Below are 21,530 nucleotides of genomic sequence, written 5' to 3'. Positions count from 1 at the left end.
GGCAAGCATTTATGGCGTTACTACCCATTATTAAATATCCTGATCCACGATTGCATAAGGTAGCTAAACCGGTTGCAGCGGTGACCCAGCACACCCGAAAACTGATACAGGATATGAGTGAAACGATGTATGCGGCCCCGGGCATCGGACTTGCCGCGACGCAGGTCGACGTGCATGAGCAGATCGTCGTGATTGATGTGTCTGAAACCCATAACGACCTGAAAGTCTTCATAAATCCGGTGATACTTGAGCTAGATGGTACCGAAGAGAGTGAAGAAGGCTGCCTGTCGGTTCCCGGAATATATGAAACGGTACAGCGAGCGAATCGGGTCAAGGTGCAGGCTCAAAATGAAAACGGAGAATCATTTCAGTTGGAAGCAGATGGCCTGCTGGCTGTTTGTATCCAGCATGAGATCGACCATTTGCAGGGCAAGGTGTTCGTAGAGCGCCTGTCACACCTTAAACAAACCCGCATCCGCGCAAAGTTGAAGAAGCAGCGGCGCGAAACGTTGTAGAACACAACGTGAATATCATCTTTGCAGGCACCCCTCATTTTGCAGCCAGCGCACTTGCTGCCTTACTGAACTCAGGGCATAAGATTCTGGCTGTGCTGACACAGCCAGATCGTCCGGCTGGCCGGGGCATGCAACTGACCGCAAGCCCTGTGAAAAAACTTGCGCTCGAGCACGACATTCCCGTATTACAACCGGCTTCTCTGAAGTCCGAGGAAATACAGCAGACCTTGCGGGCGCTGAAGGCAGATGTGATGGTGGTCGCGGCATATGGTCTGATCCTTCCTTCCGCGGTATTGGATATCCCGCGCCTAGGGTGTCTGAACATCCACGCCTCGCTGCTGCCAAGGTGGCGCGGCGCGGCACCGATACAGCGCGCCATCCTGGCGGGCGATGCCGAGACGGGCATCACCATCATGCAAATGGACGTGGGCTTGGATACGGGCGATATGCTGTTCAAGTACCCCTGCCCTATCCTTGCAACGGATGATGCACAGTCATTGCATGACAAGCTGGCGGACATCGGCGCAACAGGCATCGTCGATGCTTTGCAGCAGCTTGAGAAGGGCACAGTGCATCCAGAGAAGCAGGACGACAGCCAAGCTTGTTATGCGGCAAAGCTAAGCAAGCAGGAAGCACTTGTCGACTGGTCTCTGGATTCAGTCGTTCTTGAAAGGATGATCCGAGGCTATTTTCCTTTCCCGGCAGCACATACGGAGTTCAATGGGACACCAATAAAACTCCTGCGTGCCCGTCCCGGGTTGCAGGAAACAGCAAGTCCCGGCACGGTGTTGGGTGTGAACAAGAGTGAGATCGTCGTGGCATGCGGGCGTGGCACATTGGCTCTGGAGGTCTTGCAAAAACCGGGTGGGAAGCCATTGCCGGCGGTGCAATTCGTACAGGGATTTCCGCTCAAGGCCGGTGACAGATTCGGTGTCGATAAGCTGTGAATGTCATCCAGACAGAGGCCGCCGGAATCGTTCAGCGCGTCATGGGCGGATGCAATCTGGATCGGGCACTCGCCGACAGGCTGACAGCAAACCCAGACTACTCGCCCCAGCAAAGAGGTGCGCTCCAGGATTTGAGTTATGGCACGGTCCGTCACTACTCGCGCCTTGAATTCATGCTGGGGAAATTACTAGACAGGCCGCCACGCGATAAACTGGTATCCCACCTGTTGCAGGTGGCCCTGTACCAACTGGAATACAGCAAAGCCGGCTCGCACGTGATCGTCGATCAGGCAGTGCGTGCCGCAAAGAGATTCAAGTCCCCAGTAAGTGGACTGGTGAATGCCGTGCTGCGCAACTTCCTGCGTCAGCGGGAAAGCCTGTGCTTGGCGGCAGATGCAGAGAAAAGCAGTCACTTTGCTTATCAGGATTGGTGGATACAAGAGATCGAACGACAATACGGCGAACGCTCGACAGAAATACTGCAGGCTGGCAACGCCCATCCGCCTATGACACTCAGGGTCAACCGACGCCTCACGACCACAGAAGACTATATGTCATTGCTGGAAAAGGCAGACGTTAGAGTTCAGCGGGTGGCGGCAGAAGCTTTACTGATGGCACAACCGATGTCTGTGGAGCGCCTGCCCAAGTTCGCCGAAGGCTGGGTGTCGGTGCAGGATGCGGGTGCACAGTGCGCAGCCGCTATCCTCAATGTCGCAAATGGCATGCGCGTGCTTGATGTGTGTTCGGCGCCGGGCGGTAAAGCAATGCATATGCTGGAACGCGCGGACATCGAACTTGTGGCGATGGACAAGGATGAACGACGACTGGACCGGGTCAGGCAAAATCTGCACCGGGGAAAGCTGAGCGCACAAGTGGTTTGCGGAGATGCTTCGCAACCTGACGCGTGGTGGGATGGCAAGCCTTTCCAGCGCATCCTGGCTGACGTACCCTGCTCGGCCTCGGGGGTGGTGCGCAGGCATCCCGACATCAAATGGTTAAGAAGGGCTGCAGATATTGCGGAGTTCGCCGAGCAACAGCTACGCATACTTCAGGCTGTCTGGCCGCTGCTGGACTCGGGTGGTAAATTGCTTTACGCCACCTGTTCGGTATTCAGGCAGGAGAACCAGGATGTGGTTGAGCGGTTTCTGACTACACATGAAGATGCGCGTCAGGAGATTATCGAGCTACCTTTTGCAAATGATCCGCCCGGACAGTTATTGCCCTGCGATCAGCATGATGGATTCTTCTATGCCCTGCTGCGCAAAGACGACTAAAGCACTGTTGCGAAGCTTGTGCGCCTGGGTATTGATCCTTGGCGCGTCATCAGCCATCGCCGACGGCATCGAGGTCAAAAAGGTAGAAGCCAGGCTGACCAGCGAGGGGTATCTGATCTCGGCCGATTTTGATATTCAATTGCCTCCGCAAGTAGAGGAAGCTTTAAGGCGTGGTGTAACGCTGTATTTCGAAAGTGAATTATCCGTGCACCGCTCGCGCTGGTATTGGATGGACAGCGAGATTGCCAGCCACACGCAGACCAGCAAACTCACATTCAATACGCTGACCCAGCAATATCGTCTGACCCGGGGCGGTTTGTATCAAAGCTTCCTCTCCCTGCCGGATGCCTTGCGCATTCTGGGGCGCCAAGTCGCGCCACCGATCGAGATATCCCGTCTGGATATGTCCGGCGGCGGCTATTTTTCGAGGCTGGTCAAGAAAGGAAGTCAGGTCGGGGCAACCGCCTGGATGACGCTGGATATCACGCAGCTACCAAAACCGATGCAGATGAACGCGCTGACCAGCGACCAGTGGAAGGTAGAGTCGGAACGCTTCCATTGGGACATCAGTCCGGAACCCCCTGCTGAGGAAGAGACGCCATGAAGTATCTGGTTCTGTTCTCCAGTGTCATCGGGGTCATCCTGCTCTACTTATTATCCAGTGCGAGCGGTAACACGGATCTGTACGCCCGCAACTACTTCACCCTGTTGTTATTAACGGGGGCGTTGGCTTTGGGTCTGCTGGTGCAGGTAATCTATCAATTCTGGCAACTAAAGAACAAATTGCGAGATCAGGTGTATGGCGCCAGGTTGACTTTGCGTCTGGCGATGTTCTTTTCGCTGATCGCGGTATTGCCGGGCATGCTGGTCTACGCGGTATCAGTTCAGTTTCTGGGCAAGAGTATCGAATCATGGTTCGATGTGCGTGTCGAAAAAGCGCTGGAAGGCGGTTTGAATCTTGCGCGCAGTACCCTGCAGAACGGACTGGATGAACTGGGAAGAAAAGGACAGTTCGTCGCGCTGATCCTTGCGGACCAGCCTCCCGGACGGCACGGCGAGACTCTGGCACGCTTCATATCGGAAGGCGGAGCTCAGGAAGCGGCGGTATTCGACAAGGGCGGAAGGCTTTCAGCGTATGCCAGCAGCAGGAATGTCGATCGCATAGAGTCCCCTGCCCCAGAGATGCTGCGCGAGGTTTGGAAGTCGGGCCGCTACAGTCAGGCCGATGCCCTGCCGGATGGGCGTTTGATATTGCGTGTCATCGTGCCAATCCGTTCGATGAATAACGAACAGCGTGTATTGCAATTCGCGCAACCGGTTCCAGAGCGTTTGGCGGCAGATGCGGAGACCGTTCAGGGCGTCTATGGTGATTACCAGCAGTTGAGCCTCTCCAGAGTGGGACTCAAACGTCTGTATGGCATCACGCTTACCCTTTCGCTATTGATCGTTCTGCTGAGCGCAATCTCGGCGGCGTTCTACTTGAGTGCAAAACTGAGTGCGCCGTTGGCGGCCTTGGCGGCAGGTACACGCGCCGTGGCGAAAGGCGATTTCAGCAGCAGTTATCCCGTACAAAGCAACGACGAACTGGGCGGATTGACGGCGCTGTTCAACCAGATGACCTCGCAGCTGTCTGCTGCGAAAACATTGGGCGAGCAACAACAGCAGCAGGTAGCCGATGCAAAGGCTCACCTTGAAAGTGTGCTGGGACATTTGTCGTCGGGCGTACTTGTTCTGGATGAGCATCTGATGTTGCGCTCGGCGAATGCCAGTGCGGGACAGATACTCGGGTTGGCCACTGCGGAGTTGAATGGGAAAAACACACAGAGTCTGGGCGAAGAACACGGCCTGCTAAAACCATTCCTGCTGGCGATCGAGCAAGGCATCACTTCCAGTCCGCAGCAAGTGTGGCAACGGCAGATCGAGCGCATGAGCAAGGATGGAGACCAAGTCCTGCTGCTGCGCGGAACCCGGCTGGCGGGTGATGCAAATCGAGGCTACGTTGTGGTGTTCGACGACATCACCCACCTGCGCCAAGCTGAACGACAAGCCGCTTGGGGCGAGGTCGCCCGGCGCTTGGCACATGAGATCAAGAATCCGCTGACCCCGATCCAACTTTCGGCGGAACGTCTGCAACACAAACTTGCGGATCGTCTGGATGAAAAAGACGCGCAACTGCTGCAGCGTGCCACGCAGACCATAGTCAGCCAGGTTGCAGCGATGAAGAATATGGTTTCAGATTTTGCCGACTACGCCCGCGCACCTGCTGCGCGCTTGATGCCTCTGGATCTGCACCAGCTACTGAACGAGATCCTTGGTTTGTATGAAGCGAACAGCAGCCCTATCAAAATCAAACTGGAGGCTCGCCAAACCATGATCAATGGAGATGCGACGCGCTTGCGTCAAGTGGTGCACAACCTGTTGCAGAATGCGCACGATGCTTTGCAACAAGTGCAGGACAGGTTGATCACCCTGTCCACCAGTGATGACAGGAACAACATGCTCAGATTGTCGGTAGCAGATAATGGCAGTGGTTTTCCGGAGCAATTCCTTGCCAAGGCTTTTGAGCCTTACACAACGACCAAAGCCAGAGGCACGGGGCTGGGATTACCGATTGTAAAAAAGATCGTAGAAGAGCACGGCGGTAGCATCAGCATACAGAACCAGCCACAGGGCGGCACATGCGTCAGCATACTGTTGCCGGTGTTGGAAAATAAGACCAGGAGGGTTGCATGACAAGCAAGACCATCATGATCGTGGATGACGAAGCAGGCATACGAGAACTGCTGTCCGAGATCCTGTACGACGAAGGCTATGGCGTGCTACTGGCGGAGAACGCGGAAGAAGCGCGCAAGTTGATAGACCAGGAGCCGGATGTCGTGCTGCTGGATATCTGGATGCCGGATACGGATGGGCTCACCCTGCTCAAGGAATGGGTGGCACAAGGACGTTTGACGATGCCGGTGATCATGATGTCGGGACACGGCACCATAGAGACGGCTCTGGAAGCGACCCGTATCGGTGCAGTGGATTTTCTGGAAAAGCCCATCGCTTTGAAGAAACTGCTGGCGACGATCGCACAGACTTTGAAGCCGCAACAAACAGCGCCTGCAAAGTCCGAGAATCACCTTGCATCACAAGGAGACAGCCGTGACGGTTATGTGAAGCTGGAGTTGCCGTTGGATCTGCCATTCCGTGAAGCGCGCGAGCATTTCGATACGGCCTATCTGAATTACCATCTTGAAATGGCACAAGGGAATATCGCCAACTTGGCAGATAAAATCGGCATAGAGCGCACGCATTTGTATCGAAAACTCAAGCAATTGGGTATAAAACCGCCTAAAAAGAACGCCGGCTGAATCGAAAAGGTATTCCCAATCAATGGGCAAGGATATTGGTGAGTTGCCCAGACAATAGGCGCTGAGGCATAATCTGTCCTCTTTAATGTAGCGTCCGGTGCTTGATCACCACAAAGTTTTTTCGGAGGAGAACGGAAATGTCAGCAACACGCAGTGTAAACCCACCAAAATATAACGACATCACAGGTGCGATCCGCATGCTGGCGGTGGATGCAGTGCAGAAGGCAAATTCCGGTCACCCCGGCGCGCCTATGGGCATGGCAGAGATCGCCGACGTATTGTGGAACCGCCATCTGCGCCACAACCCGGCCAACCCGAAATGGCCGGATCGTGATCGCTTCATCCTGTCCAACGGCCACGGTTCGATGCTGATCTATGCATTGCTGCACCTGTCCGGTTACGACCTGCCGATCGAAGAACTGAAGCGCTTCCGCCAGATGCACTCCAAGACTCCGGGTCACCCCGAGTACGGTTACACGCCAGGCGTAGAGACCACCGGTGGCCCGCTGGGTCAGGGCATCACCAACGCCGTGGGTATGGCGATGGCAGAAAAGTTGCTGGCAGCTGAGTTCAACAAGCCGGGTCATGAGATCGTCGATCACCGCACTTATGTGTTCTTGGGCGATGGCTGCATGATGGAAGGTATCTCCCACGAAGCCTGCGCGCTGGCTGGCACTTGGGGCTTGGGCAAGCTGACCGCATTCTGGGACGACAACAACATCTCCATCGATGGCCACATCGACGGCTGGTACACAGATGACACACCGAAGCGTTTCGAAGCTTACGGCTGGCACGTCATTGCCGATGTGCAAGGTCATGATCCCGAGGCGATCAACGCCGCGATCGAGGCTGGCAAGGCCGTAACCGACAAGCCGACACTGATCTGCTGCAAGACCGTGATCGGTGCCGGTTCTCCGAACAAGGAAGGTACACACGACGTGCATGGCGCAGCGCTGGGCGATGCTGAAGTCGCTGCAACTCGCGAACACATCGGCTGGAAATATCCCCCGTTCGAGATCCCCGCTCACGTGTACGAAGCATGGGATGCCCGCACCAAGGGCGAAGGCCTGGAAAAGCTGTGGAACAATAAGTTCGCCGAATACAAGGCTGCATTCCCAAAAGAAGCTGCTGAGTTCGAGCGCCGCATCAATAACCAGTTGCCAGCAAACTGGACTGCTCACGCTGCTGAGTTCATTGCCAAGACCAACGAGAAGGCTGAAACAATCGCTACTCGTAAGGCTTCGCAAAATGCCATCAACGGCCTGCAACCTGCCCTGCCAGAGTTCCTTGGCGGTTCCGCCGACCTGACCGGTTCCAACCTGACCAACTGGACAGGCGCGCACCATGTCAGTGGCAAGAAGCCAGGCAACTACATCAGCTACGGCGTGCGCGAGTTCGGCATGTCGCACATCATGAACGGTATGGCCTTGCACGGCGGCTTCCTGCCGTTCGGCGGAACCTTCCTGATGTTCTCCGAATACGCACGCAATGCGCTGCGCATGTCGGCACTGATGAAGCAGCGCGTGATCTATGTGTTCACCCACGACTCCATTGGTCTGGGTGAAGACGGCCCGACCCACCAGCCGGTCGAGCAGACTGCTACGCTGCGTTACATCCCGAACATGGAAGTATGGCGTCCGTGCGACACCGTTGAGTCCGCCGTGGCATGGGTCGCTGCAGTCGAGCGTACCGACGGCCCATCCAGCCTGATCTTCAGCCGCCAGAATCTGGCGTTCCAGAAGCGTGATGCAGCGCAGATCGCCAACATCCGCAAGGGAGCGTATGTTCTGTCTGAAGCGGCAGGTGGCAAGCCGCAAGCAGTGATCATCGCGACTGGCTCCGAAGTGTCGCTGGCACTGAGCGCACAAGTAGCATTGGCAGTAGAAGGTATCAACGTGCGTGTGGTATCGATGCCATCCACCAACGTGTTCGACAAGCAAGACCAAGCCTACAAGGACAGCGTATTGCCGAAGGGCAGCAAGCGCGTGGCGGTCGAAGCGGGCGTGACCGGTGGTTGGTACAAGTATGTTCTGGATGGCGCAGTGGTTGGTATGGACACCTTCGGTGAGTCCGCTCCGGCACCCGAGCTGTTCAAGCACTTCGGCTTTACTACGGAGAACGTAGTCAAGGCCGTGAAGTCGGTGCTGTAAGACATAATTTAATTACTAAACGGGAGAGAAAACATGGCAATCAAAGTTGGTATCAATGGTTTCGGTCGTATCGGCCGCATGGCATTCCGCGCAATCGCTAAGGACTTCCCCGAGCTCGAAGTGGTCGCGATCAACGACCTGTTGGAGCCGGATTACTTGGCATACATGCTGAAATACGATTCCGTGCACGGAAACTTCAAGGGCGAAGTGGGCGTAGACGGAAACAATATGGTGGTGAACGGCAAGAAGATCCGCCTGACCGCCGAGACCGATCCGTCCAACCTGAAGTGGAACGAAGTGGGCGCCGAGCTGGTGCTGGAATGCACCGGTTTCTTCCTTGATGATGCCGGCTGCCAGAAGCACATCGCTGCCGGTGCCAAGAAGGTGGTGATGTCAGCACCTTCCAAGGACAAGACACCGATGTTCGTGTACGGCGTGAACCACACTGCCTACAAGGGCGAGGCAATCGTTTCTGCCGCTTCCTGCACCACCAACTGCCTGGCTCCGGTCGCTAAAGTACTGAATGACAACTGGGGCATCAAGCGCGGTCTGATGACAACTGTGCACGCAGCGACTGCTACCCAGAAGACAGTCGACGGCCCGTCCAAAAAAGATTGGCGCGGCGGCCGCGGCATCCTGGAAAACATCATCCCCTCCTCTACTGGCGCAGCCAAGGCAGTGGGTGTGGTGTTGCCAGAGTTGAACGGCAAGCTGACCGGTATGGCATTCCGCGTGCCGACATCCGACGTATCCGTGGTCGACCTGACTGTGGAATTGAACAAGGAAGCCAGCTACGCAGAGATCTGCGCCGCCATGAAGAAGGCATCGCAGAGCGGCGACATGAGCAAGACGCTGGGTTACACCGACGAGAAAGTGGTCTCCACTGACTTCCGCGGTTGTGGCTTCTCTTCCATCTTCGATTCGGAAGCAGGCATCGCGCTGGATGGCACCTTCGTCAAGGTCGTGTCCTGGTATGACAATGAATATGGTTACACCTGCAACATGCTGCGTTTCGCGCAGCACATTGCCAAGTAATCCATGTTGAACAAGGGCTGGCAGTTGCCAGCCCTTTAAGTTTCAGTCTGTAGAAGGAAAAATCATGTCCGTAATCAAAATGACCGACCTGGATCTGAAGGGCAAGCGCGTCCTGATCCGTTCTGATCTCAATGTGCCCGTCAAAGATGGCAAGGTGACCTCCGATGCGCGTATCAGCGCTTCCATGGCAACCATCAACGCCGCTCTGAACGCAGGTGCCAAAGTGATGGTGACCTCTCACCTTGGCCGCCCGGAAGAAGGCGTGTTCTCCGACGAGAATTCGCTCAAGCCGGTAGCAGACGATATCGCCAATAAACTGGGCAAGCCCGTGCGTCTGATCCGCGACTGGATCGACGGAGGTTTCGACGTGGCCGATGGTGAATTGGTGTTGCTGGAGAATTGTCGTTTCAACAAAGGCGAAAAGAAAAGCACTGAAGAAGTGGCGAAGAAATATGCCGCTCTTTGCGACGTGTTCGTGATGGACGCATTCGGCACGGCCCACCGCGCCGAAGCTTCCACTCACGGCGTGGCCAAGTACGCGCCAGTTGCTGCCGCAGGCATTTTGCTGACGCAAGAGCTGGAAGCGCTGACCAAGGCATTGCTCAGCCCGGCACGTCCGATGGTCGCCATCGTCGGTGGTTCCAAGGTCTCTACCAAGCTGACCGTGCTGGAATCATTGTCCGAGAAGTGTGAGCAGTTGGTCGTGGGTGGCGGTATCGCCAACACCTTCATCAAAGCGACTGGCGGCAATGTCGGCAAGTCGCTGTGCGAAGACGACCTGATCCCGACCGCGCAGGCATTGATCGAAAAAATGAAACAACGCGGCGCTAATATCCCCATCGCGGTGGACGTGGTGTGCGGCAAGAAATTCGATGCCAATGAGCCGGCAGTCCTGAAAGACGTGGGCGATGTGGCTGATGACGACATGATCTTCGACATTGGTCCAAAATCTGCACAGGAATTGGCTGACATCATCATGAAGGCAGGTACTGTGGTGTGGAACGGACCGGTCGGCGTGTTCGAGTTCGACCAGTTTGGCGAAGGCACCAAGACTATCGCCAAGGCGATTGCGGAAACCAGTGCATTCACACTGGCTGGCGGTGGCGACACCATAGCCGCGATCCAGAAGTACGACATCTTCGACAAGGTTTCGTATATCTCCACCGCAGGCGGTGCGTTCCTGGAATTCCTCGAAGGCAAGACATTGCCGGCAGTGGCGATCCTGGAAGAACGCGCAAAGCAGTAAAACAGAAGGGTGCCCCGCGTCCTCGATGGAGAGAGACGGACGCGGGGAAATTCGCAAGATTCAATCAAGGAAATCATGCTGCGCAGAACAAAAATAGTAGCAACCCTGGGGCCCGCGACCAATGACCTGAAGTCGTTGACCGCGATCATACGAGCCGGCGTCGATGTCGTGCGTATGAACTTCTCACACGGCACGGCCGAAGACCATCAGAAGCGCGCCGAGATCGTGCGTGCGGCAGCGGCCACTGCAGGCCGTACGGTCGGTATCCTCGCCGACCTGCAAGGACCGAAGATCCGCGTACGCAAGTTCGAGAATGACAAGATCGTGCTGAAGCCAGGCGACGCTTTCATTCTTGATGCCGAGCTGGAAGGCCTGGGAAATCAGGAACGCGTCGGGCTGGATTACAAGGAATTGCCGCAGGATGTGGAGATCGGCACTGTTCTGTTGCTTAACGACGGCTTGCTGGAATTCCATGTTACCGGCGTCAAAGGCGCCGAGGTGCATTGCGTGGTCGTGCGCGGTGGCGTGCTGTCCAATAACAAGGGCATCAACCGCAAAGGTGGCGGACTGACCGCGCCGGCGCTGACGGACAAGGACAAGGAAGACATCAAGACAGCCGCGCTGATCAAAGCGGACTTCCTGGCTGTTTCCTTCCCGCGTTCGGCTAGCGACATGAAGCTTGCGCGCGAGTTGATGCACGCAGCAGGTGGCAAGAGTTTGCTCATCGCCAAGATCGAACGTGCAGAAGCCATTCCCGTACTGGGCGAGATCATCGAAGCCTCCGACGGCATCATGGTCGCACGCGGTGACTTGGCGGTCGAAGTAGGCGATGCGGCCGTACCCGGTCTGCAGAAGAAAATGATCAAACTGGCACGCTCCAAGAACCGCCTGGTCATCACTGCCACTCAGATGATGGAATCGATGATCACAGCACCGATCCCGACCAGAGCGGAAGTATCCGACGTGGCCAACGCGGTTCTGGACGGAACCGATGCGGTGATGCTGTCGGCAGAAACCGCCGTCGGTGACTATCCGGTCGAAACCATCGAATCGATGGCGCGTATCTGTCTCAATGCCGAAGAAGAAAGTGAAGACAGCGCAACGGACCGCCGTCTGGAGCACAACAAGTTTGCCCGCATCGACCAATCGATCGCAATGTCGGCCTTGTATGCTGCCTCTCACTTCAAGGTGAAAGCCATCGTCGCCCTGACACAATCCGGTTCAACCGCTCTGTGGATGTCGCGTACCAGCGCAGAGACACCGATCTTTGCGATGACACCGATGGAAGCCACACTGAGCAAAGTCACGTTGTTCAGCGGCGTACATCCGATCGCGTTCGAATCCACTTCGGACGATCATTCTGTCACCCTGCGTCAGGCGGAAAATGAATTACTGCGCTTGAACATGGTGCAGGAAGGCGACCTCATCGTGATGACCGTGGGCGAAGCCATCGGTAAAGCCGGTCACACCAACACCATGAAGATCGTGCGCGTCGGCGATCATCGTAAAAGTTAATGTTTTGTAATTAATATCAGGAGGAAATAATGGCACTCGTATCCTTGCGTCAACTACTCGATCACGCGGCAGAAAACAGCTACGGCCTGCCGGCGTTCAACGTCAACAACCTGGAACAGGTCAAGGCCATCATGGAAGCGGCCGATGAAACCAACAGCCCGGTGATCATGCAGGGTTCCGCCGGTGCGCGTAAGTACGCAGGCGAGCCGTTCCTGCGTCACCTCATCGAAGCAGCGGTCGAGATGTACCCACATATCCCCGTCGTCATGCACCAGGACCACGGCGCATCGCCGGCAGTCTGTATCAACGCCATCAAGTCCGGCTTCTCCAGCGTGATGATGGACGGTTCTTTGATGACCGACGGCAAGACGCCTTCTTCCTTCGAATATAACGTCAATGTCACCAAGAGCGTGGTTGAGATGTCCCACGCGGTCGGCGTTTCCGTCGAAGGCGAATTGGGTTGCCTGGGTTCTCTGGAATCCGGCCATGGTGAAAAGGAAGACGGCCACGGCGCTGAAGGCGTGTTGAGCCACGATCAGCTGCTGACCGATCCGAACGAAGCAGCCGAGTTCGTCAAGCTGACCCAAGTCGACGCACTGGCCATCGCCATCGGCACCAGCCACGGCGCCTACAAGTTCACCAAGCCGCCCACAGGCGACACGCTCGCGATCAGCCGCATCAAAGAGATCCACGCACGTATCCCCAACACACATCTGGTGATGCACGGCTCTTCTTCCGTGCCGCAAGAGTGGCTGGAGATCATCAACCAGTTCGGCGGCGCGATGCCACAGACTTACGGCGTGCCGGTCGAAGAGATCGTTGAAGGCATCAAGCACGGCGTGCGCAAAGTGAACATCGACACTGACCTGCGCATGGCCTCTACCGGCGCTACCCGTCGCTATCTGGCCAACAACCCCAAGGACTTCGACCCGCGCAAGTTCCTGGCCGAGACCACCAAGGCGATGAAGGCGATCTGCAAGGCACGTTACGAAGCCTTCGGTTCCGCTGGCCAAGCCGGCAAGATCAAGCCGATCGCGCTGGATGCCATGGCAATGCGTTACATCAAGGGCGAACTGAACGCGATCGTGAAGTGATCGAACGCCTCAGCTAGCAAATAAAAAGCGACCTTCGGGTCGCTTTTTATTTGTCCGTCGCTTGGATCTGTGACTGGGCGATCAGGTACTTTTCGAATTCCATGACCGCAGTCGACGAGCGCTTGTCCTTGCGTTGCACGATGTACCAGTGCCGCACGATGGGAAAACTGTCCACATCCAGAATGACGAGCCGCCCGGTCTCCAGTTCAAGCTCGATGCCGTGGCGGGAGATGATGCCGACTCCCATGCCCGCCTGAACCGATTGCTTGATTGCCTCGTTGGTGTCCATTTCCATGTGCGCGGGCAGAGGAAGCTTGTTGCTGTCAAAGTAGCGCTCGACCACGCCACGCGTACCGGAACCCAGTTCGCGCAACAGGAAAGTCTCTTTGGCCAACTGATGCGCCTGAACATGCGTAATGCCAGCCAGTGCATGAGTGGGGGCAGCGATCACGACCATAGGATTCTGCAAAAATGGCTTGGCGACCATCTCGGTACCGGCCGGCGGCTGGCCCATGATGGCAAGGTCGGCGAGATTCTCGGAGAGCTGCTTGACGACTGCATCGCGGTTGGCCACGGATAGGGATACTTGAATGCCGGGATGAAGTTGGATGAAGCTCGCCAGCAGCTGCGGCATGAAGTAGTTGGCCGTGCTGACGACAGCGATGTTCAACTTGCCGCGCTCCATACCCTTCATCGCATCGAAGCTGGATTCCATCTCCTGCATCAATTGCAATATGGCACGCGAATAATGCATCAACTCCCGCCCGGCCTCGGTCAGGAACAGGCGCTTGCCAGCTTGCTCGAACAGGGGGATTCCGATAGTCTGTTCAGCCTGCTTGATCTGCATGGAAACGGCGGGTTGCGATAGAAACAGCTCTTCAGCGGCGCGCGAATGACTCAAGTGGCGGGAGACACTTTCGAAGACCTGAAGCTGACGTAAGGTGAGCGGCAACATGATGGTCAAAGTTTATTACATAAGCATTGCTTATGGTAGCGATAAAAATATTTGACTGTTATTTATGATAGCGGATGCGTACATTGCGCTTCGTTGCAAGAATATTTAAACGACAAGAGGAGAAAACAATGGATCAATCGAATCGTTACTCAAATCTGAATCTTAAGGAAGCAGATTTGATCGCTGGCGGTAAGCACTTGCTGGTGGCATATAAGCTCATTCCTGCAAAAGGCTACGGCTTCCTGGAAGTAGCTGCGCACGTTGCAGCCGAATCCTCAACTGGTACCAACGTAGAAGTTTCCACAACTGACGACTTCACACGTGGTGTGGACGCGCTGGTATACGAGATCGACGAAACTGCATTCGGCGATGACCCTGTCAAGGGCGGTGGTCTGATGAAGATCGCATATCCGGTTGATCTGTTCGACCCGAACCTGACAGATGGTTTCTACAACGTATCGCACATGTGGTCTTTGATTCTCGGTAACAACCAGGGTATGGGTGACCATAATGGTCTGCGCATGCTGGACTTCTTGGTACCTGAGTGCATGATCAAAAAGTTCGACGGCCCTAGCACTGGCATCAAGGACTTGTGGAAAGTACTGGGTCGTCCGGAAGTGGATGGCGGTTATATCGCCGGTACCATCATCAAGCCGAAGTTGGGCCTGCGCCCGGATCCGTTCGCTAAAGCCTGTTACGACTTCTGGCTCGGCGGCGACTTCATCAAGAACGACGAACCACAAGCTAACCAGCCTTTCTGCCCGATGGAAGTGGTAATTCCTAAGGTTGCAGCAATGATGGACAAGGCGCAGCAAGAAACTGGCAATCCAAAATTGTTCTCGGCAAACGTAACTGCTGACTACCACGTTGAAATGATCAAGCGTGGCGAATACATCCTGAGCGAGTTCGCCAAATACGGTAACGAGAAGCATGTTGCATTCTTGGTAGACGGTTTCGTGACCGGCCCAGCTGGTGTGACAACCTGCCGCCGTGCCTTCCCGGATACCTTCTTGCACTTCCACCGTGCAGGCCACGGCGCTGTGACTTCCTACAAGTCGCCGATGGGTATGGATCCGCTGTGCTACATGAAGATCTCCCGTTTGTCCGGTGCTTCCGGTATTCACACGGGCACCATGGGCTACGGCAAGATGGAAGGCCACGCCAAGGAAACCGTTCTGGCATACATGCTTGAGCGTGACGAGTGCCAAGGACCTTACTTCTACCAGAAGTGGTACGGCATGAAGCCAACAGCACCGATCATCTCCGGCGGCATGAACGCACTGCGCCTGCCAGGCTTCTTCGAGAATCTGGGCCACGGCAACGTGATCAACACCTGCGGTGGTGGTGCATTCGGCCACATCGACAGCCCTGCTGCTGGTGGCATCTCGCTGGGTCAGGCTTACGAGTGCTGGAAGACTGGTACAGATCCGATCGAATACGCCAAGACTCACAAAGAGTTCGCCCGCGCATTCGAGTCCTTCCCCAAGGATGCGGACAAGTACTTTGCAGGATGGCGCGAGAAGCTGGGCGTACACAAGTAAGCTCAGGCTGTATCGAAGCAATAAAACGCGCCCCCACACGTTGGGGGCGTTTTTTTCCAGACGCAGAAAAGCCGCAATTCAATTGCGGATATGCGTAGAACCAAGGAGTTCGTTATGGATAACAAAGAACAATACAAGGTCCACACAGAGCCGTTCTACCAAGTGCAAGGCGACGAAGTGGCGCTTTACGAAGCGGCTTACAACGCCCGTTTGCCGGTCATGGTCAAAGGGCCGACCGGTTGCGGCAAGTCGCGTTTCATTGAATACATGGCATGGAAACTCAACAAGCCGCTGATCACCGTGGCCTGTAACGAAGACATGACAGCATCCGATCTGGTCGGACGTTATCTGCTCGATGCGAACGGCACGCGTTGGCTCGATGGCCCGCTCACCACAGCAGCCCGCATCGGCGCGATCTGCTATCTTGATGAGGTGGTTGAAGCACGTCAGGACACCACCGTGGTGATCCACCCGCTGACCGACCACCGCCGTACCTTACCGCTGGACAAGAAGGGTGAGTTGCTCGAAGCACACCCTGACTTCCAGTTGGTGATCTCGTATAACCCGGGCTACCAGAGTCTGATGAAGGATCTGAAGCAATCCACCAAACAGCGCTTCACGGGTTTCGAGTTCGACTACCCGAGTGCGGAGTTGGAAGCAGATATTCTGTCCAAGGAGACCAATCTAGACGTGGCGATCTGCGGCAAGCTGGTGCAGATAGGCCAAGCAGCACGTAACTTGAAAGGTCACGGGCTGGATGAAGGTATCTCTACACGTCTGTTGGTATACGCAGCAACTTTGATCAAGAATGGTGTCGATCCCAAAGCAGCATGCCGTATGGCGATGGTGCGTCCGATCACCGACGACGCAGATATCCGCGACACGCTCGATCACGCGATCGATGCTTCGTTCGCCTAAACAAAAGGCGATGCGAATTACAGAGGGCTGATCTATGACGGAAGCCGTGACGGACAGAACCGAAGAGACAGTGATGTACTGGGAGAAGCTGAGCTGCAAATTCTCACAGGTGAATGCCGTCTTTGATGAATGCCTGAAGGAAGCCAAGGCCTTGCTGTCGGCAGAGGGCCTTGAAACTTACATCGAAAACGCGCGCATCATCGGCAAGATGGGGCGTGGCGCAGAGCCGCTGCTGGTCTATCTGGAAGAAGCACCGGGCGTGGCGGCGATTGTAGGCGAACAAGCGCTGACCGAGATGCGCGAGTTCTCGCAGTACATGTCCACGCACACCAACTTCAAGGCGATTGTGCCATTCCTGCAGACCAGCGGTGCAGCAGCAAGGCGACTTAGCAGTAATAAGATGTTCAAGCGCTACATCGAGGTGATCCGCGACATGATGGATAGAACCTCGGGTTCAGTGCACGGGCACCATACGACCTTTCCCAGCCCAGGACTGCCGGAGTTGCTTAAACAAGCACCAAGATTGCTGGGTGTGCTGTCCCTGCAGGGACTTCGTAACTGGATCGAATACGGTATCAAGTACTACAACAATCACCCAGAACGACAAATTGAATATTTCAACTTGACGTCGGCTGACGCGATCGCTGTCATGCAACGCGAACGGCATGGCACATTGCTTGTGGATAACGAGCGCAAACTGGATACCTACATCAGGGCACTTTGGAACGACAGCGATTACCTCATACCGTATTCAGTCGCTTTCGATGAATTACGCAATCCAATGCCCTACTTCACCGATGATGGCATCCGTTTGCCTGACGTGTACGACGAAATGGATGGGATATCGGGGATAGGCCGGTATCGCGCTGCGCTGGCACACATGGCAGCACATCGTCGCTGGTCGCAGAAGATGATCGTGGACAACTGGAGTCCTTTTCAGAGAGCCAGTGTCGAGATATTCGAGGATTCGCGCGTGGAATATCTGGCGTGCCAGAAATACCCAGGATTACGCAAATTATTCCTGGCGCTGCATCCGGTGCCAAAGGAAGAGGATCTGCAGCTCGAGGAACAGGGTATCTCCGTGTTCAGGCTCAGACTGGCGATGCTGTCACGTGCAATCCTTGACCCGGACTACAAGTATGAAAATATCCACGTTAAAGAATTTGTAAAACGGTTTTTGGATCTGATGGCAACGGGTGAATCGACCAGCGCGGAAATGTCATCTGTCGCTCTGTCATTCATCGCCCGCATCCGCGGGCAGCGCGATCTGTCGGCCAAGATGTATTTCGACAATACCGAAGTCAGCTACCGCGATGACAACCGCCATCTGTGGATCTACATCGAAGAGAGCGATGAGGATGAGATGTTTGAACATCTCGACAAACGCCAGACGACGGAAGATGAACTGAACGGTCTACCGCCGCGTCACTACGATGAGTGGGACTATAACGCGCAGAACTATCGCCCGGACTGGGTAAGCGTGTACGAGGCACTGCATCCGCGCGGCAATCCCGCCAAGATCGATGATCTGTTGCTCAAGCACAGCAAACTGGCCAAGCGACTGAAGGCCATGCTGGAGATGCTCAAGCCACAGGACAAGGTGCGCATCCGCTATCAGGAAGAAGGTTCCGAACTCGATCTGGATGTGGCGATCCGTTCGTTGATCGATTTCAAAAGCGGTTCCTCGCCCGACCCGCGCATCAACATGTCGCACCGTACCGACGGTCGCAGCTTCGCGGTCACATTGCTGGTCGACCTGTCGCAATCGCTCAGTGAGAAGGCAGCGGGCAGCCAGCAGACCATCCTCGAACTGAGTCAGGAAGCGGTATCGCTGCTGGCATGGTCGGTGCAGCAGGTCGGCGATTCGTTCGCCATCGGCGGTTTCCATTCCAATACCCGCCACGACGTGCGCTACTACCACCTCAAGGGCTTCAAGGAGCCCTGGGGCGACGAAGTGAAGTCGCGTCTGGCCGAGATGCAGGCCGGCTATTCCACCCGTATGGGTGCCGCGATGCGCCATGCCGGACATTATCTGAAGGCACAGCAGGCAGACAAGAAGCTGATGCTGATCCTGACCGACGGCGAACCTGCGGATATCGACGTGCACGATCCGCAACTGCTGATCCAGGATGCCAAACAGGCAGTGAGGGAGCTGGACCAGGAGGGTATCTATACCTACTGTATCAATCTGGATCCCAAGGCCGATGAATATGTTTCCGACATCTTCGGCAAGCAATACACTATCGTGGACAACGTGACCCAGCTGCCGATCAAGCTGCCGGAACTGTTCATCGCCCTGACCAAATAAGCAAATCAAGGAGAGCAAGCATGCAACTCGCATCTAACGGCAAGGTTTTGGTGGGCATCCTCACCGGTAGCCCGAACGATCTGCCCACTGTGGTCAAAGTGCGCGACACATTGTCGGATCTCGGCATCGCCAGCGAGATCGTGGTGGCATCGGCCCACCGCACACCGGATAAAGTGGTCGCTTACATCGAGCGCGCACATAAGGAAGACGTGCAAGTGCTGATCGGCTGCGCCGGCATGGCAGCCCATCTGGCCGGAGTGATCGCCGGGCATACGCGTCTGCCGGTGATCGGTCTGCCGCTGTCCGGCGGCGTGGTGTCAGGACTGGATGCCTTGCTGGCCACCGTGCAGATGCCGCCCGGTGTTCCGGTAGCGACAGTGGCGGTGGATGGCGCAAAGAACGCCGCCATGCTGGCGGCCCGCATCCTGGCGCTGAAATATCCAGAGATCAACCAAGCGCTGGAGGATGCAGCGAAGAAGGAACGCGCCCGCTACGACGAGTCGGCAGATCAGGCATTGGCCAAGCTGGGAGCGAAATAACCCAGCCGCTTAAAACTTTGCGGCAAATAAAGAGCCAATTTGCTGCCTGCAACAATACAGACGAGCGCGAATTACCCACGAGAAGGCTACATGAACAATATCGGCGAACCCTGGATGTGGGGCGCATTCATCCTCTTTGTCCTGGCGATGCTGGCGTTGGACCTGTTCGTGCTCGGGGGTCGCAAAGCGCATAAGGTGAGCGTCAGGGAAGCGGCGCTCTGGTCGCTGGTTTGGGTATCGCTGGCTTTGATCTTCAACGGCCTGCTGTGGTGGCACTTGAAAGGAACGGCCGGCGAAGCGGTCGCCGATGCCAAGGCGCTGGAGTTCCTTACCGGCTACCTGATCGAGAAGTCCCTGTCGGTGGACAATGTTTTCGTGTTCCTGCTGATCTTTGGCGCATTCCATGTTCCGCCAGAATACCAGCGCCGCGTGTTGATATACGGCGTGCTCGGCGCGATCGTGATGCGTGCGGTAATGATCTTGGCGGGGGCCTGGGTGGTGCAAGAGTTCAGCTGGGTGCTGTACCTGTTTGGGGCGTTCCTGGTCGTTTCGGGTGTACGCATGCTGGTGGCTGAAGAGAAGCAGCCCGATCTGGAGAACAATCCGGTGCTGCGTTTTGCACGCCGCCATCTGCGTATCTCGGAGGGCGACCACGGCGAGAGGTTCAGCGTGACCAAGGATGGCGTGCGCTACTTTACGCCGCTGTTCCTGGTGTTGCTGCTGGTGGAAGTATCCGATCTGGTGTTTGCAGTAGATTCCATCCCGGCCATCTTCGCGATCACCACCGATCCTTTCATCGTGTTCACCTCAAATATTTTCGCGATCATGGGGTTGCGCGCGCTGTATTTCTTGCTGGCAGACGTGGCCGACCGTTTCCACCTGCTGAGATACGGTTTGGCGATGGTGCTGGCTTTCATTGGCTCCAAGATGCTGGTCGCACCTTGGTACCACATCCCCGTGCAGGCATCGCTAGCCATAGTCGCCGTGCTGATCGGGGCCAGCGTTGCTGCCAGCCTGATCAGCACGCGCGGAAAGCCGCGCACAGGCGCAGGCAAATAGCCGTGGAGTAAGGGCCGTAAAACCTGTAAAATCCGGCAGTTGAAAAAATTTCTAAAAGAGGAGAGCAGCATGAGCAAGAGTTTGATCCAGTTCATCATCGAAGAACAACGTCAGATCCCGGGCGCAACCGGCGACTTTACCGGCCTGATCAGCGACATCGTATCTGCCTGCAAGCAGATCGCGCATGACGTGAACAAGGGCGCGCTGATCGGCGTGCTGGGTTCCGCAGGCAGCGAGAACGTGCAAGGCGAGACACAGAAGAAACTCGACATCATCACCAACGAAGTGTTCATCAAGGCCAACGAGTGGAGCGGCCACCTGGCAGCGATGGCTTCCGAAGAGATGGATGACATCTACGAGATCCCCAAACAGTACCCGCGCGGCAAATACCTGATCACTTTCGATCCGCTGGACGGCTCGTCCAACATCGACGTGAACATCTCCGTCGGCACCATCTTCTCCATCCTGCGTTGCCCTGAAGGCGTGACCAACCCCACCGCTGCCGACTTCATGCAGCCCGGCACCAAGCAAGTGTGCGGTGGCTATGCACTGTACGGCCCCAACACCATGATGGTGATCACCACCGGCCACGGCGTGAACGGCTTCACACTGGATCGCGATGTCGGCGACTTCTTCCTGACCCACCCGAACATGACCATCCCGGAAGACACAGCCGAGTTCGCCATCAACATGTCCAACCAGCGCTTCTGGGAAGCGCCGGTGCAAAAGTATGTCGACGAGTGTATGAAGGGCAAGGACGGCGGACGCGAGAAGAACTTCAACATGCGTTGGGTCGCTTCCATGGTGGCCGAAGTGCACCGCATCCTGACACGCGGCGGCATCTTCATGTATCCGTTCGACACCAAGGATCCAAGCAAGCCGGGCAAACTGCGTCTGATGTACGAAGCCAACCCGATGTCCTTCATCGTGGAACAGGCAGGCGGCATGAGCTCCACCGGCCGTGAGCGCATCATGGAACTGCAACCCACAGGTCTGCACCAGCGCGTGCCGGTCATCCTCGGCTCGAAGAACGAAGTCGAGCGCGTGGTCGGTTACCACAAAGGCGCGTAATTTCGCG

Annotated in this window: 18 protein-coding genes and 1 pseudogene; 18 read left to right on the top strand and 1 reads right to left on the bottom strand. The window is 56.0% G+C overall.

The window, feature by feature from the left end; translation table 11 throughout:
• Positions 1-11: 11 nt before the first annotated feature.
• The 12 genes and pseudogenes from def to fba all read left to right on the top strand — a co-directional run bounded on the left by def (position 12) and on the right by fba (position 13,132).
• Entirely contained in the window at positions 12-515 is a 504-nt protein-coding gene (def, locus tag ACYCZ5_RS04085; protein ID WP_461543504.1) for a peptide deformylase, read from the top strand.
• 8 nt (positions 516-523) lie between these two features.
• Positions 524-1,462, top strand: coding sequence for a methionyl-tRNA formyltransferase (fmt, locus tag ACYCZ5_RS04080; protein WP_461543503.1), 939 nt, complete (start codon positions 524-526; stop codon positions 1,460-1,462).
• Positions 1,459-2,736 carry a 16S rRNA (cytosine(967)-C(5))-methyltransferase RsmB gene (rsmB, locus tag ACYCZ5_RS04075; RefSeq protein WP_461543502.1) on the top strand — a complete coding sequence of 426 codons (1,278 nt, stop codon included), beginning with the start codon at positions 1,459-1,461 and terminating at the stop codon, positions 2,734-2,736. The genes fmt and rsmB overlap by 4 nt, the downstream gene beginning before the upstream one ends.
• Positions 2,711-3,340: a DUF4390 domain-containing protein gene (locus ACYCZ5_RS04070; RefSeq protein ID WP_461543501.1), complete on the top strand. Its 630-nt coding sequence runs from the start codon at positions 2,711-2,713 to the stop codon at positions 3,338-3,340. The genes rsmB and ACYCZ5_RS04070 overlap by 26 nt, the downstream gene beginning before the upstream one ends.
• Positions 3,337-5,469 carry a sensor histidine kinase gene (locus tag ACYCZ5_RS04065; protein ID WP_461543500.1) on the top strand — a complete coding sequence of 711 codons (2,133 nt, stop codon included), beginning with the start codon at positions 3,337-3,339 and terminating at the stop codon, positions 5,467-5,469. The genes ACYCZ5_RS04070 and ACYCZ5_RS04065 overlap by 4 nt, the downstream gene beginning before the upstream one ends.
• A pseudogene (locus ACYCZ5_RS04060) lies at positions 5,466-5,882 on the top strand (response regulator); the annotation flags it as partial. The gene ACYCZ5_RS04065 and the pseudogene ACYCZ5_RS04060, both read left to right, overlap by 4 nt.
• A 12-nt stretch (positions 5,883-5,894) precedes the next feature.
• The gene (locus tag ACYCZ5_RS04055; RefSeq protein ID WP_461543812.1) at positions 5,895-6,092 is read left to right on the top strand and encodes a helix-turn-helix domain-containing protein; all 198 of its coding nucleotides are present in this window, start codon (positions 5,895-5,897) and stop codon (positions 6,090-6,092) included.
• A gap of 137 nt (positions 6,093-6,229) precedes the next feature.
• Complete coding sequence (gene tkt, locus ACYCZ5_RS04050; RefSeq protein WP_461543499.1) at positions 6,230-8,242, top strand: transketolase; 2,013 nt, start codon at positions 6,230-6,232, stop codon at positions 8,240-8,242.
• 33 nt (positions 8,243-8,275) lie between these two features.
• Positions 8,276-9,277: a type I glyceraldehyde-3-phosphate dehydrogenase gene (gene gap / locus ACYCZ5_RS04045; RefSeq protein WP_461543498.1), complete on the top strand. Its 1,002-nt coding sequence runs from the start codon at positions 8,276-8,278 to the stop codon at positions 9,275-9,277.
• Between the two features lie 64 nt (positions 9,278-9,341).
• The gene (locus tag ACYCZ5_RS04040) at positions 9,342-10,523 is read left to right on the top strand and encodes a phosphoglycerate kinase (RefSeq protein ID WP_461543497.1); all 1,182 of its coding nucleotides are present in this window, start codon (positions 9,342-9,344) and stop codon (positions 10,521-10,523) included.
• A gap of 75 nt (positions 10,524-10,598) precedes the next feature.
• Entirely contained in the window at positions 10,599-12,038 is a 1,440-nt protein-coding gene (gene pyk, locus ACYCZ5_RS04035; protein WP_461543496.1) for a pyruvate kinase, read from the top strand.
• Between the two features lie 29 nt (positions 12,039-12,067).
• A complete protein-coding gene (fba, locus tag ACYCZ5_RS04030) occupies positions 12,068-13,132 on the top strand; it encodes a class II fructose-bisphosphate aldolase (protein ID WP_461543495.1) in 1,065 nt (354 codons plus the stop codon).
• Positions 13,133-13,178: 46 nt separating this feature from the next.
• Here fba and ACYCZ5_RS04025 read toward each other — a convergent pair whose 3' ends face one another.
• On the bottom strand, positions 13,179-14,087 hold the full coding sequence (locus ACYCZ5_RS04025) for a LysR family transcriptional regulator (protein WP_461543811.1): 909 nt from the start codon (positions 14,085-14,087) through the stop codon (positions 13,179-13,181).
• 128 nt (positions 14,088-14,215) lie between these two features.
• Here ACYCZ5_RS04025 and ACYCZ5_RS04020 point away from each other — a divergent pair, with 128 nt between their 5' ends.
• The 6 genes from ACYCZ5_RS04020 (at position 14,216) to ACYCZ5_RS03995 (ending at position 21,523) form a co-directional block, all read left to right on the top strand.
• Positions 14,216-15,628: a ribulose-bisphosphate carboxylase gene (locus ACYCZ5_RS04020; protein ID WP_461543494.1), complete on the top strand. Its 1,413-nt coding sequence runs from the start codon at positions 14,216-14,218 to the stop codon at positions 15,626-15,628.
• A gap of 114 nt (positions 15,629-15,742) precedes the next feature.
• Positions 15,743-16,546: a CbbQ/NirQ/NorQ domain-containing protein gene (locus ACYCZ5_RS04015; RefSeq protein ID WP_461543493.1), complete on the top strand. Its 804-nt coding sequence runs from the start codon at positions 15,743-15,745 to the stop codon at positions 16,544-16,546.
• Positions 16,547-16,580: 34 nt separating this feature from the next.
• Positions 16,581-18,854: a nitric oxide reductase activation protein NorD gene (locus tag ACYCZ5_RS04010; protein ID WP_461543492.1), complete on the top strand. Its 2,274-nt coding sequence runs from the start codon at positions 16,581-16,583 to the stop codon at positions 18,852-18,854.
• 20 nt (positions 18,855-18,874) lie between these two features.
• The gene (purE, locus tag ACYCZ5_RS04005) at positions 18,875-19,393 is read left to right on the top strand and encodes a 5-(carboxyamino)imidazole ribonucleotide mutase (RefSeq protein WP_461543491.1); all 519 of its coding nucleotides are present in this window, start codon (positions 18,875-18,877) and stop codon (positions 19,391-19,393) included.
• 90 nt (positions 19,394-19,483) lie between these two features.
• A complete protein-coding gene (locus tag ACYCZ5_RS04000) occupies positions 19,484-20,452 on the top strand; it encodes a TerC family protein (protein ID WP_461543490.1) in 969 nt (322 codons plus the stop codon).
• 69 nt (positions 20,453-20,521) lie between these two features.
• Positions 20,522-21,523 (top strand): class 1 fructose-bisphosphatase, encoded by a 1,002-nt coding sequence (locus ACYCZ5_RS03995; RefSeq protein WP_461543489.1) that lies wholly within the window; start codon positions 20,522-20,524, stop codon positions 21,521-21,523.
• The last annotated feature ends 7 nt before the right edge of the window (positions 21,524-21,530 follow it).

It is taken from the genome of Sideroxydans sp., assembly GCF_054604835.1.
Note: the sequence above shows the minus strand (reverse complement) of the source record. Positions and strands in the feature narration are given on the sequence as shown.

Excerpts from the sequence above, each read along its gene's own strand:
- tkt (WP_461543499.1), top strand. The coding sequence starts at position 6,230 with ATGTCAGCAACACGCAGTGTAAACCCACCAAAATATAACGACATCACA.
- ACYCZ5_RS03995 (WP_461543489.1), top strand. The coding sequence starts at position 20,522 with ATGAGCAAGAGTTTGATCCAGTTCATCATCGAAGAACAACGTCAGATC.
- ACYCZ5_RS04020 (WP_461543494.1), top strand. The coding sequence starts at position 14,216 with ATGGATCAATCGAATCGTTACTCAAATCTGAATCTTAAGGAAGCAGAT.
- ACYCZ5_RS04000 (WP_461543490.1), top strand. The coding sequence starts at position 19,484 with ATGAACAATATCGGCGAACCCTGGATGTGGGGCGCATTCATCCTCTTT.
- ACYCZ5_RS04025 (WP_461543811.1), bottom strand. The coding sequence starts at position 14,087 with ATGTTGCCGCTCACCTTACGTCAGCTTCAGGTCTTCGAAAGTGTCTCC.
- pyk (WP_461543496.1), top strand. The coding sequence starts at position 10,599 with ATGCTGCGCAGAACAAAAATAGTAGCAACCCTGGGGCCCGCGACCAAT.
- def (WP_461543504.1), top strand. The coding sequence starts at position 12 with ATGGCGTTACTACCCATTATTAAATATCCTGATCCACGATTGCATAAG.
- ACYCZ5_RS04015 (WP_461543493.1), top strand. The coding sequence starts at position 15,743 with ATGGATAACAAAGAACAATACAAGGTCCACACAGAGCCGTTCTACCAA.
- ACYCZ5_RS04070 (WP_461543501.1), top strand. The coding sequence starts at position 2,711 with ATGCCCTGCTGCGCAAAGACGACTAAAGCACTGTTGCGAAGCTTGTGC.
- purE (WP_461543491.1), top strand. The coding sequence starts at position 18,875 with ATGCAACTCGCATCTAACGGCAAGGTTTTGGTGGGCATCCTCACCGGT.
- ACYCZ5_RS04010 (WP_461543492.1), top strand. The coding sequence starts at position 16,581 with ATGACGGAAGCCGTGACGGACAGAACCGAAGAGACAGTGATGTACTGG.
- ACYCZ5_RS04040 (WP_461543497.1), top strand. The coding sequence starts at position 9,342 with ATGTCCGTAATCAAAATGACCGACCTGGATCTGAAGGGCAAGCGCGTC.
- fba (WP_461543495.1), top strand. The coding sequence starts at position 12,068 with ATGGCACTCGTATCCTTGCGTCAACTACTCGATCACGCGGCAGAAAAC.
- ACYCZ5_RS04065 (WP_461543500.1), top strand. The coding sequence starts at position 3,337 with ATGAAGTATCTGGTTCTGTTCTCCAGTGTCATCGGGGTCATCCTGCTC.
- gap (WP_461543498.1), top strand. The coding sequence starts at position 8,276 with ATGGCAATCAAAGTTGGTATCAATGGTTTCGGTCGTATCGGCCGCATG.